The following is a 12933-nucleotide window of genomic DNA, read 5'->3' as shown; positions in this document are numbered from 1 at the left end:
TTGCCTTTACCTCGCCCTACTATCCTCACTTTGCTCCATCTCTGTCTTTTTATAATTTGCCTTTTTTGAATTCCCAAAATTATAGGTCGCAATGAGTTTAAAGTACTGTGTTGTAAAGGTTCGATGATAATAAATTTCAGTCTGCCCAACGTTATAATCGCCTGAAATCCTAAAACCATGAAAGAGATCATTTGCGGTAAAATTCAGCTTTAAGGCATCTTTAAAAAAGTTTTTTTCTATTCCTATTGTTACTGTCGATCTACTATCATCGTGGCGCAATCCGTAACTTTTATTGCCTAAATACCAGGCTAATAATTGTATTTTGAACCAATCAGAAATGGTAAATGTATTATTCGAATACAAATATATCTGAGGTTTGACTGCTCCGGATGTGTATTCAAAAAAATCATCAATAGCCTTACTTACATTCATACTGACGGTATTGGTAGAACTCCACCATTTGTTTGTAAACGATTTGGAAATTGAGGTAAAAAAAGTATGTTCTTTCTCGAGATTTAGCGATCGTAAAACATAACTATTTGGGGTATCGCCTCGCAGGGCAGCTCCGGAAATGGGATCAAATTTGTAGGTGTAACCTATTTTAAAATCAATTTTTCTAAACAGAGCACCAATTTCAAAAGCGTGTATCTTTTCAGGTAATAAATTAGGATTTCCTTCTATGGTTGTAAAAGGGTCCTGATAAATCACAAATGGGTTTAATGCCTGATATCTTGGTCTGGTGATCCTTGAAACATACGAAAAATGCGTTTTTAAATTTTCCGAAAAATCCATATTCAAAAGTAGGTTCGGGAAAAAATTAGTATAGTTTTTATTAAATTTCTGAATTCCATTTGCACTTGTATACAAATCATAATTGGTTCTTTCGGCTCTTGCGCCAACTGAAAAATTGAATCTTTCATCTAATGTGCTTCCATAATTTAAATAAGCTGCACTAATTTTTTCCGTGTATTTAAAATCACTCGAAAGTTGATTATCAAATTCAAAATTCAGATCTCCTTCATCTGCAATTAAAAAATCTGTTCCTGATATTATTTTGGCATGACTCCATTTTACTCCCACTTCGAGCTTTGTGCTTTCGTTTATTTTTTTTGAATAATCAGCTTGTGCAGCAAGAATATTTATAGTGTTTCCCACATTATTTTTCAAATATCTACTGTCTTTTATGGCATCGACCAGACTATTTTCTTCAATAAAATCTTTGACAGTTCCGTTATAATTAGAATATTGAGATCCTATAAATAATGACGAACCTTTGCTGTCTGTGATGGTATTGTAATTTAGATTGATGAATTGGTTCAGTAAAACATCATTTTTGGCAATAGCTGTGGCATAAGAACTTTTTCCTGAATTAGTATCTATCCCATTTCTGCTTTCTACAACACCTCCTAAATCTTCAATATTACCGCTATAAGCCAGTGAAATATAACTTTTTTCAGAAAAAGTATATTGCAGGCCAAATCCAAAATTAGAATAATTATTAAATTGTCTTTTCCAGTCTGTCGTTAATTCTGATCTCATATACTCATCAGGATTTGTCCTGGTTCTGGTCGTATATAACAATTCGCGGCCTTTCCCTAATTGCAATCCATAATTGGTAATAAAAGAAAATTTTCCTTTGGTAAAATTAAAATCAAGAAGTGTATTGGTACTTGTTCCGGCAAATTTAGAAACCGTTACTTGCTGACTTGCTGTTCCCTTTATGCCATTTTCGATATTTTGTTTTGTAATAATATTGATAACGGCTTTCCCTTCGGCATCATATTTCGAGGATGGATTTGAGATGACTTCAATCTTTAAAATCTGCGAAACCGGAATTGCAGCGAAACGTTCGTAATTGATCAATATTCCGTTAAGATAAATAATAGCTTCGCCTTTTCCGAGAACGCTTATTTGTCCTTCGGCTACAATAATATTCGGAACCCTGCCCAATAATTCACTAACAGAACTACTTGTCGAAAGCAGTGTATTGGCAACATTCACATCAATAGTTCCATTTGCTGCATATTTTATTAACGATGCCTGTTTTTTAATGACCACTTCATTTAACTCGTTAGGGGCACTTACCTCCTTTTCCTGAACTGGTTTTGAAGATTGTCCGTTTGCTGAAGTAGAATAAAGAATCAAATAACAGATATAAATGAAAACGGTAACTGGGAATCTCATGATTGGTGACGATTAAAATTTGACTTATTGTTGAAGCAAAAGTCAGCTGTACATCGCAATATGAGGTAATCAGAATAGAAATCAGGAGTACGAATTTATAAATTCATACTTAATTATACTTGTAAAGCCTGTAATTGGTAATTGGATGGAGTTGTTCCGGTATGTTTTTTAAATGCTGCAAAAAAAGTAGATTTAGAATTGAATCCACCATCATAACCAATCGACTCTAAAGTAATTTTATTGTTTGAAGTGATAATTTTACATGCCTCTTTGATCCTGAATTCATTTACAAAACTGGTAAAATTCTTTCCCAGATTATTATTCAAAAACTGTGATAATTGATGGCTTGATATATTTATTTCTTTAGACAAATCCTGCAAGGTCAGATTTGGGTTTTTATATAATATTTTTTCGATCATTATAGTTTCCAGCTTTCGAAAAAGTATTTCAGCTTCGGCGGAATCAATCTTTTTAGCTGCATTTTTTGATCCATGTAGCAGAAACAAATCATCCGTTTTTTTTCGATACAAAAGGATCGAAATAATTAAATATAAAATAAATGAAAAAACCACTGCCCCACTAATATATGTTACCGCCGGAGCATGCATAATCGAAAGAAAATAAAAAAGAAACAAAAGGAAATTTCCCAGAAAAAGCATTCCAAACCACATTTCAGACGGAGTTGTTTTGTGTTTTTTACTTATGATCTTTTGTAGAATTCCTTTAATAGTAAATCCGGAATAAACAATATAAACAAACCATTGAAAATAAATCGCTTTTACAAAATACTGTTTCCAAAGTTTCGGAAAATATTCGTACGGAAAAATAAAACCAACTGTGATAATAAATAAAGCCCAAAATAAAAGTGTAAGTTTCCAGGATTTTGGCATAACATCAACTTCTTTAACAGCTGATTTTAGAAAATAATACAAACACGGGCCTATAAAGAAACAAGCAGTGAGCCCAAACTGCAAATACATTTTAGGTAAGGCCGGATCAAAATAAACAAATACAGATTTTCCGATTCTTATACTCAATGCAAATAAAAGAGCGCCTAAGAAATAATTGGTAAGGTATTTTTTCCTGGTAAAGAAAAAGAAATATATCCCCAAAATAATTCCGTTAAAAGCTCCTAATGCACTAAAAAAGAATAAGAGTTCTTTACTCGTATCCATAAATTAAGTTTGTTATGTTCTGACAAAGCTAAAAAATTTTACGACTTCCACGTTTTTTTATGCTCCTTCAGATCCTTAATTACCTTTTTCAACTCTTTAATACGTTCTTCATACTGCACGATTATTGTATCTGATAAATGATTTGCACTACTGATAGAAGACATTTCTTTTTTATTTGCATCTACTTTCAGTAATTCATCAGGAGTTATTTCAAAGATTTTGCAGATTTTTAGAATATGAATTGCCCAGGTATGACTTTCGCCATTTTCCATCCTCGCATAAGCGGACTGTGATATATGAAGATATTCTGCTAATTGTTCTTGCGACAATTTTTTATTTTTCCGAAGTATTTTAAGTTTATTACCTACAACAATATTCATAATTGATCAAAGTTTTTCCTTATAAAACAATAGAGGACAGTTTTATAAAAATATACTCACAAAAAATTATTATTTTTGAATAAAAAACAAGTATAAATTACGTATTAAAAATACCCGATATTCACATAATACGAAGCGTTATAAAACACTAATTTAGATTTGCCAAAAAACAAATAAATAATTCTCTGAAAAATCAGGTTTTGAACCTCATTCTCATGGAGCCCTAAAACCTCAAAATTATGCTTAACCCTGTAATACTTTTATCTTTTCTTGTCATAATAATAGCTCTGGGATATCGATTTAGCAAAAAATATCCTTAAGAATATCCATTGCAATTTATAAGAAAGAAAATTTAAAACTTTAAAATCATGGATCATAACAGCAAACCTGACAAGGAAACCCGGAATGAATGGAACAACAATCCAGACAACTGGATTTGGGGCCTTTTTTATTTCAATCCAAAAGACAATAGGTTATTCCCACCCAAAAAAATAAAAGAACTTGGATGGACCATTAATTTTGCAAATCCAAATTCTGTATTTGTAGTCATCGTTGTCATTGCAATTCTTCTTATAACAGGAGAATATGTCAAATCATAAAACCCAAAGCAAGCCATTGTTCTTGATTAAATCATAGATTAAAATATGAAATTCTTTATTTTCAAATATAGTATTGCTATTATTAGCTGTCTCTATCTAGCGTATTTTTTCTATAAACCGGATCATACCGGCAATATGATCAAAATGGGAACTTCACTTGTTTTAGCACTTTTTGTTTCTGTCTCCATGTATCACCAGTTAAAGAGCAGAAAATAGCGTTCAGCCAAACCTTAAAAGACCTAAATCATTGCTTTGAAATTTCCCAATTATAAATACTACTTTTGATTTTTCAGAGTTAAAGTATTTATGTTTAAAAAATTACTGTTTTTAACGGTTTTTATATGGTATTCCGGGCTTCAGGCACAGGAAACGGAATCATCGTACAAAACCAAAAAAGTAATCGTAACGCGGGATACAATCCATTTAGAACCATTTAGTATCAACTCCGGTTTTTTTCAGCTTTTAGACACTAAAAATCAAACTGTAGACTCTGCTTTTTATAAGATCGATTTTCAAAAAGGAACCTTGGTTTTAAATGAAAAAGCAGGTTCAGTTTCAGACACTTTAATTGTAAACTACTTAAGATACCCCGATTTTATAACCAAAGAATACAGCCTCTACAAATCAGACCAAGTAGTTACGAATGATGTTGGTTCTGAAAGACTGTATAAGATTGACAATACAAATGTTAAAAAAGTTACTCCTTTTGATGGCTTAACGACTTCCGGGAGTATTACGCGTGGTGTTACGGTGGGGAACAATCAAAATACAGTTTTAAATTCTAATTTAGACCTCCAGATTACCGGAAAAATATCCGACAAAATTAGTCTGCGGGCTTCCCTTCAGGACAATAACATTCCGTTGCAGGATGGCGGCTACTCCCAAAAACTGGATCAGTTTGATAATATTTTCATGGAGCTTTTTAGTGATGACTGGAACATTCGTGCGGGAGATGTTTTTCTGGAAAACAGAAAAACGCAATTTTTAAATTTCAATAAAAAAGTACAAGGACTTTCTACCAGTTTTAATTTTGGAGATGGGGAAAGTAAAACGAACATTTTTGCCTCCGTTGCGTTTGTAAAAGGGCAATACGCCAAAAGTACCTTTACGGGACAGGAAGGCAATCAGGGACCTTATAAATTAAAAGGACAAAATGGTGAATTGTATGTTTTGGTCATTTCAGGTTCTGAGCGCGTTTATGTAAATGGTGTTTTGCTCAAACGGGGAGAAAACAATGATTATGTGATTGATTACAATGCCGGAGAAATTACTTTTACCTCGCTTTTTACGATTACATCTGAAATGCGAATCAATGTTGAATATCAATATTCCGAACGAAATTACAATCGACTTGTAACGTATGCAGGCGCCACGCATGAAAACAAAAACTGGAGTTTTGGCGGTTATATTTATTCTGAGAATGATATGAAAAATCAGCCTTTGCAACAAAATCTTTCTACTGAGCAAGTTCAGATTTTAAGTCAGGCAGGCGATGATCCTAATTTGATGAAAGCACCATCTGCTTATGAAGATACTTATGCAGATAATAAAATATTGTATAAAAAGACGTTGGTTAACTCCGTTGAAACCTATGAATATTCTAAAGATCCCAGCAATGTTTTGTACAATGTAAAGTTTAGTATGGTTGGCAATAATGCGGGCAATTACATTATTCAAAACAACAATTCGGTAGAACGAATTTACGAATATGCTGCACCGGTTAATGGTATTTTACAAGGCAATTACGAACCTATTGTAAATCTGGTGGCGCCCATAAAACTTCAGGTGGCCACTTTCTTAGGGAAATACAATCCGGATGAGAAAACACTGGTTGACTTTGAACTTGCAGTAAGTAACAACGATAAAAATTTATTTTCGAAAATCGACGACGGTGATAATGGCGGAATTGCGCTGAAAACAACTATTAAAAAACGTCTTTTTACAAGGGACTGGACTTTAGATGCTTTTGCCAATTACCAGTTTGTACAGAAAGATTTCAGATCAGTAGAGCGTTTGTATAATATCGAATTCAATCGCGATTGGAATTTGAATGAAACATTGCTGGGCAATCAAAGTTTGCTTGTCGCAGGTTTGAGTTTTGATTTATATGCTAAACAGAAAACCTCAAACATTGGTTTAGTTACCTATCAGTTCGAAAAATTAGATTATACCGAAAGTTATTCAGGAGCACGACATACAACAACGGCACTTTTCAAATTCAAACAATGGACAATCGAAAACCAGGGCAGCTTTCTGAACACAGATGCTACAGGTTCAACTTCTAAGTTTATCAGAAATCAAACCAGAACCAAATATCATTTTGGCAAAAACTGGATTGGTGCGAGTATGCAAATCGAAGACAATCAGCAAAGAGATAAAGTGACCAGTCAATTTTCGGCATTAAGCCAAAGATTCTCAGAATATGGCGCTTTTATTGGTCGTGGGGACAGCACTAAAGTTTTTATTGAAGTTGGGTATTTGCAGCGTCGCAATGATAGTTTGCAAAACGGATTATTACAACACGTAAACAATTCGCAAACCTATTTTTTAAAATCAAAATTGATTCAGAATAAAACAACTGATTTAGCGGTTTATGCCAGTTACCGTAATCTGGATTTTACAGATATATCCCGAAAAAATGAACCTTCGCTGAATTCGAGAATACTTTATAACGATCGCTTTTTTAATCAATTCATGCAACTCGGAACGGCTTACGAAACCAGCTCCGGAACTATCGCACAACAAGAATTTACCTACATTGAAGTTCCCACAGGTCAGGGAGTTTATACCTGGAATGATTATAATGGCAACGGAATTCAGGAGCTGGAAGAGTTTGAAATTGCAGCCTTCCCCGATCAGGCCAAATACATTCGCATCTTTTTGCCCAATCAGATTTATATTAAAACGAATCAGAATAAATTTTCGCAATCTGTTGCTTTGAATCCATTGCAATGGCAGAATGAGACGGGTTTAAAAAAAATAGCTTCTTATTTTTACAATCAGACGTCCTTTATTATGGATCGAAAGGTAAAGAGCAAAGGCGAGCGTTTAGAATTGAATCCGTTTGATTCTTCTGAAGAAAACATTTTAGGATTAAATTCGAGTTTTAGAAATAGCTTCTATTACAATCGCGGAAAGCAAAAAAACTCCGTAACATATACCTATCTTATTAATAAAGGTAAAAATTTACTTTCGATAGGATCACAAAACATTAAAAACAGCTCCCACCAATTACAATACACCCATTTGTATCAAAAAAGCTGGCTGTTCAACTTCTTTACCAAAACGATTAGTACCAACTTAGTTTCTGAAGATTTTGTCGAGAAAAACTATGATTTAAAAGGTTATCAGGTAGCGCCGAAAATCAGTTATTTGTTTTCGAAAAATACAAGTTTAGACTTCTTCTACGAATTTCAGAACAAAGAAAATCAGATCGGTAATTTCGAAACTTTAGTTCAGAACAGACTCGGAACTTCTTTTTCATTTGCCGGCGAGAAAAAAGTCACCCTAAATGGAGAGTTTTCTTTTTATCAAAATAAATTTACGGGAAATGAATTTTCATCTGTAGGATTTCAGATGCTGGAAGGACTTCAAGAGGGACAAAATTTAGTCTGGAAGTTACTATTACAAAAAAATATAACCCAGTTTTTAGATGTCAATCTAAATTATCAGGGGCGTAAAAGTGAGACTGGCTCAGTTGTTCATACAGGAAACGTACAGCTTCGTGCTTATTTTTAACACATTACGAAGAATCGTATTAATAAATTGATTAATTTTAATTGAAATTTAAAACCGTAACCTTATGAAAAAATTATTATTACTCTGTTTTATGGTAGTTTTATCTACTAATTTCTATGCACAGGAAACTGCTGTAAAAGATACGAAGAGCAAAACTGAAACTGCTGCTAAAAAGAAAAAAGCAACTGCTGACAAAGCAGCGTCAGATGCAAAAAAAGAGGCTACAAAATCTAAGAAAGTAGCAAAAGATGCTACCGATGCTTCTGCAGCAGCAACTAAAAAAACTACTGAAGCAACTAAAAAAGCAGCCGACAAAGAAGCAACCAAAGCGAAAAGCGATGCAACTAAGGCCTCTAAAAAAGCCACAGCAGCAGCGGAAAGCACTAAAGCTGATGTAAAGAAAACAGCCACTAAGGCTGATGCGACAACTAAAGCAGCTACAAAAGATGCTACGGCAACTACAAAGTCAGCTACTAAAACATTAAAAGAAACTACGGAAAAAGCTCCAAAAGTAGCCGATAAAGTTACAGGAGAATACAACGGAAAAAAAGTATATACAGGACCTAAAGGTGGTAAATACTACATTAATAAAAACGGAAATAAAACCTATATCCAGGATTAGTTAAAGGTACTGAGTTGCTAAAACACTAAGGTTCTAAGATACTTAGACTATAATATACAAACTTTGAAGCCGAACTTACGTTCGGCTTTTTTATTGCTAAAGAAAAGAATCTTAGAACCTCAGTCGCTTAGTATCTTAGCAACTAAAATAAAATACAGAGTTAATAATTTAGTAATATGTGCGAAATAACATAAAAAACATATTTCTTTATCTTCGTTTTCAAAAAGCGTTACATTATGAGCATTGACTATTCTGCGAACAAAACAATTTTAGTTGCTCCATTAAACTGGGGATTGGGCCATGCCACAAGATGTATCCCCATTATAAAAGCGCTTCAGGAAAACAATTATATTCCGATAATAGCTTCTGACGGAGTGGCATTGGCGTTATTACGAAAAGAATTTCCGTACATACAAACACTGGAGTTACCCTCTTATCAAATTGAATATGCTAAGAATGGCAAAAACTTTAAATGGAAATTGATCAAAAGCCTGCCTAAAATGATCGTTGCTATTCTGGACGAGAAAAAGATGGTAAAACGCTGGATCAAAAAACACGGAATTGACGGAATTATTTCAGACAACCGACTGGGTGTTTTCAGTAAAAAAGTTCCATCGGTTTTTATGACGCATCAATTGAATGTCATGACCGGGAATACTACCTGGCTAACCAGTAAATGCCATCAATATATTATAAAAAAATATACGGAATGCTGGGTTCCCGACACCAATGAAAAGACAAATTTAACGGGTGATTTAGGCCATCTGAAAACAAGTGATCTTAACTTAAAATACATTGGCCCCTTAAGCCGAATGCGCAAAAAGGAAACTCCAAAGTTATACGATTTGATGATAATTTTATCCGGTCCCGAACCTCAACGTACTTTCTTAGATGAGAAACTTCAAAAAGAAATTACGGAATATAAAGGAAAGGTCGTTTTTGTACAAGGTCTCATAGAGAAAGTACAAACCAAATGGCAAGCCGGAAATGTGACTTATTACAATTTCATGAACTCAAAACAATTAGAACAAACTTTTAATGAAAGTGGTTTTGTTCTATGTCGTTCTGGTTACACTACTGTAATGGATTTGGCAAAATTGGGTAAGAAAGCCTTTTTTATCCCAACTCCGGGACAATATGAGCAAGAATATCTGGCAATAAAACTTCAGGAAGAGAATCTGGTACCGTACGCAATGCAAGACGACTTTACCATTGAAGATCTTTCAAAAGTAAAGTCGTTTAAAGGTTTGACTCAATTTAATGATACAATAGACTGGGATTCACTATTTACCGTTTTTGAAGATTAGAGGTGTACAGCGATGCGCCTTTTTTGCCACAAATTTTACGAATTTACGCTAATTAATTTGTGCCAATTCGTGAAATTACTTCGCCCGTTCACTATCGCTCGGTTCGTGGCGAACTAATACTAATTTAAAATCATTTAGTTTAGAAATTAAACTGCGCTTGTAAACGCAATAAATTTCCTTGCTGACGGTTGATTGGTAATGCGCTGTCCTCGAAAGTACGATCAGCAATAACGTATTCTGCGGTAAATTCAAAAGCTTTGAACGGTTGCCATTCTATACCAATTTCATAATCTCTAACCACATAACTTCTGGCGTCTTTTTCGTATTTTTTTCCTCCGTCATAATATTGAAATTTAGCAAAAGGATATAGGTGTTGCTTTTTGATATCTAATTTATAATTCAATAATACGTAACCACCGTTTAAATCTGTTTCGTCAACTGTATTGGTTAACGTATTATAACGAGGTCCCCTACCAACATTATATTCTGTCTGAATCCCAAAAGGTCTTGGGTATAAAACGAAAGTCGCTCCTACTCTTTGGTCTTTTACATATTGAGGATCATCTACTTTTACTCCCGGAGAAATTTCGCCTGTAAATGCCCATTTTCCGGTATAAGCCTGAATTCCGGGTTCGATAATCTGACTTCCTATAACAAAAGGATAAGTCACTCTCGCCACAACATTCAAATCTCTGTTTCCATCAAGTTTATTAGCGATTTGCCCATTGTAAACTCCAAAAGCAAAAACTCCATAATCTCCTGAACCTTTGTATCCATCTTTTACCAACATGGCAAAACGTTCTCTGATTTCGGCCGGAGCCCAATAAAAGAATATTCCTAAATCACGTTCGTTTAGTATCGCACTGTTCATTGCATCGTTACGATCTAAAGCCAATCGTTGCGAACTCGATTGCATATTTTCGAAACCATACGGAATTTTACTTTGTCCTATACGAACGCGGTATTCCTTTTTCTTATCAAAAGAAAGATCGAAATACAAGTCTCGAATCTGAACGAAATTTTGAATTCCCGTACTTGGTGAACTGGCAAAATCAGGTTGAAAATAAAAGAATACATTCGGATGAACCTGCCCTGAGAATACTAAACGTGCACGACGAATAAAAAGTCCGTTGTTTGCTTTAGCATCCGGATCTGTAGAAGTAGTTCCCCATGATTTATCACATTGTTCGCAGGAAACTTTATCATTTGTAGAAAATAAACCATTGTATCGTATTTGTGCATAACCTCTCAAAGAGATCTTGTCGTACCAATGTTCTTCGCCGCTTACTCCGGATTTGGTGTCCGGAAGTTTTGCTTTGTTGATCGAATCTAAAATACGCATTACTTCGTTTTTTACATCCTGTTTATTTAATTCCTGTGCGTTTGAGGCGCAAGTTATAAGCAATAAAACGGCCAAGATTTTTCTTTTTATCATCTTTTCTCTAATTCCCTTAATTTCAAGGTACAAAGATGAGTCACCTATGTTAAGAAATCATTAACAAGATGTTACTATAATAAAAATTTAATGTTACGCAGTTTTAACTTACATTGATTAATTGTTAAAACACCCCGCTTTACGGTACTTAACAAAAAACAAATTACAATTACTTAACTTCAGCTTTAATGGCTTTATGTGCTTTTTCAAGCGTAAACGAGAATTCAGATCCAATTCCGAACTCACTTTCTACATATACTTTTTCTTTATGTGCTTCGATAATATGTTTTACAATAGCCAACCCTAAACCAGAACCACCTTCTGAACGGGTTCCGCTTTTATCTACTCTGTAAAAACGTTCGAAAAGTCTTGGGATATTTTGTTTTTCAACCCCTTCTCCGTTATCACTAATACGAATCAGGACTTTTTTCTTGGTTAAGTTTACAACACCCACTTCTGTTAATCCGTCATTTTTGCCATATTTAATAGAATTGACAATCAGATTTTCCAGCACTTGCTGAATCCTGTCCTGATCTCCACGTACAATAACTGACTGTACATTTTTACTTTCAAAAGCCAGTTTGATTTTCTTTTTATCGGCTTTCATTTCCAATAAATCAAAAACACTCTGAATCAATTCCACGATATTAAAGTCAGTAATATTCAAATCCAAATCGCCTGATTCTAATTTGGTGATCATGTCTAAATCTTCTACTATATATATCAGACGTTCAACTCCTTTTTCAGCACGTTTTAAATATTTTTTTCGGATCGTTTTATCGTCCATTGCTCCATCCAGCAAAGTCGAAACATAGCCCTGAACCGTAAACAAAGGAGTCTTTAATTCATGTGAAACGTTTCCTAAAAACTCTCTTCGGTATTGTTCCCGAATTTCGAGCATTTCGATTTCAAGTTTTTTATCCGTGGCAAACTTTTTCACTTCGCGTGAAAGTGTTTCCATATCAGTCGTTATGGGTTGATTGATAAGTGTGGTAGATTCTAGTAAAGAAACCTCATCGTAAATTTTCTTCACTCTTCGATAAATAAAGCGCTCTACGCGATATTGCAACACCAGAAATGAGAAAATATAAATCGAAATAATGAAAATTATTCCAAAAGCAACCTGATGATGTAACTCATTTTTATAAAACAAATTCATCAGAATCAGCACAAATCCAGTTCCGAAAAGACTTATATATAATGCCGACTTAACAGCAAATTTGTATGTTTTTTTAAAATTAATTTTCATTGATTTATTTAAACCATTAAGAGATTAAGAAAATTTAAGTTTCTCTTTTGAGTTAATGAATTTCTCTTAAATTAACATTTGAACTCAAAGCAAAGTTAATTCAAAAACCATATAAGCAATTAAAGCTCATACGATCTTTAACTACTTATATGGTCTGTTTTTTTTATATTTTAAAAAATTGAATCCGTTTTAATCTAAAAAATTGCTTAGCATCTTAGTCCCTTAGCAACTTAGTATCTTAAAA

General features: G+C 33.8%; 9 protein-coding genes. 4 read left to right on the top strand and 5 right to left on the bottom strand.

Going from position 1 to position 12933, the window contains the following annotated elements; genetic code table 11:
* Positions 1 to 6: 6 nt before the first annotated feature.
* From ACQY44_RS15200 to ACQY44_RS15190, 3 genes are all read right to left on the bottom strand, one after another.
* A complete protein-coding gene (locus ACQY44_RS15200) occupies positions 7 to 2184 on the bottom strand; it encodes a TonB-dependent receptor domain-containing protein (protein ID WP_428231166.1) in 2178 nt (725 codons plus the stop codon).
* 113 nt (positions 2185 to 2297) lie between these two features.
* Complete coding sequence (locus ACQY44_RS15195; protein ID WP_428231165.1) at positions 2298 to 3359, bottom strand: helix-turn-helix domain-containing protein; 1062 nt, start codon at positions 3357 to 3359, stop codon at positions 2298 to 2300.
* A 38-nt stretch (positions 3360 to 3397) separates the two neighbouring features.
* The gene (locus tag ACQY44_RS15190; RefSeq protein WP_428231164.1) at positions 3398 to 3739 is read right to left on the bottom strand and encodes a helix-turn-helix domain-containing protein; all 342 of its coding nucleotides are present in this window, start codon (positions 3737 to 3739) and stop codon (positions 3398 to 3400) included.
* 368 nt (positions 3740 to 4107) lie between these two features.
* Here ACQY44_RS15190 and ACQY44_RS15185 point away from each other — a divergent pair, with 368 nt between their 5' ends.
* From ACQY44_RS15185 to ACQY44_RS15170, 4 genes are all read left to right on the top strand, one after another.
* Positions 4108 to 4338, top strand: a complete 231-nt coding sequence (locus ACQY44_RS15185) for a DUF5808 domain-containing protein (RefSeq protein ID WP_428231163.1) — start codon at positions 4108 to 4110, stop codon at positions 4336 to 4338.
* A 306-nt stretch (positions 4339 to 4644) separates the two neighbouring features.
* On the top strand, positions 4645 to 8076 hold the full coding sequence (locus ACQY44_RS15180; protein WP_428231162.1) for a hypothetical protein: 3432 nt from the start codon (positions 4645 to 4647) through the stop codon (positions 8074 to 8076).
* A 64-nt stretch (positions 8077 to 8140) separates the two neighbouring features.
* On the top strand, positions 8141 to 8698 hold the full coding sequence (locus ACQY44_RS15175) for a hypothetical protein (protein ID WP_428231161.1): 558 nt from the start codon (positions 8141 to 8143) through the stop codon (positions 8696 to 8698).
* 236 nt (positions 8699 to 8934) lie between these two features.
* On the top strand, positions 8935 to 10005 hold the full coding sequence (locus tag ACQY44_RS15170) for a glycosyltransferase (protein WP_428231160.1): 1071 nt from the start codon (positions 8935 to 8937) through the stop codon (positions 10003 to 10005).
* Between the two features lie 139 nt (positions 10006 to 10144).
* Here the strand turns inward: ACQY44_RS15170 and ACQY44_RS15165 are convergent, their stop codons facing one another.
* Together ACQY44_RS15165 and ACQY44_RS15160 are read right to left on the bottom strand one after the other, a co-directional pair.
* Positions 10145 to 11440, bottom strand: coding sequence for a porin (locus ACQY44_RS15165; protein ID WP_428231159.1), 1296 nt, complete (start codon positions 11438 to 11440; stop codon positions 10145 to 10147).
* 169 nt (positions 11441 to 11609) lie between these two features.
* Positions 11610 to 12689 carry a sensor histidine kinase gene (locus ACQY44_RS15160; RefSeq protein ID WP_428231158.1) on the bottom strand — a complete coding sequence of 360 codons (1080 nt, stop codon included), beginning with the start codon at positions 12687 to 12689 and terminating at the stop codon, positions 11610 to 11612.
* Positions 12690 to 12933 lie beyond the last annotated feature (244 nt).

The sequence above is a fragment of the Flavobacterium sp. genome, from assembly GCF_965277525.1.
Taxonomy (GTDB): Bacteria; Bacteroidota; Bacteroidia; order Flavobacteriales; family Flavobacteriaceae; genus Flavobacterium.
The sequence above is the reverse complement of the archived record's forward strand: the minus strand, read 5'-3'. Positions and strand labels throughout refer to the sequence as shown.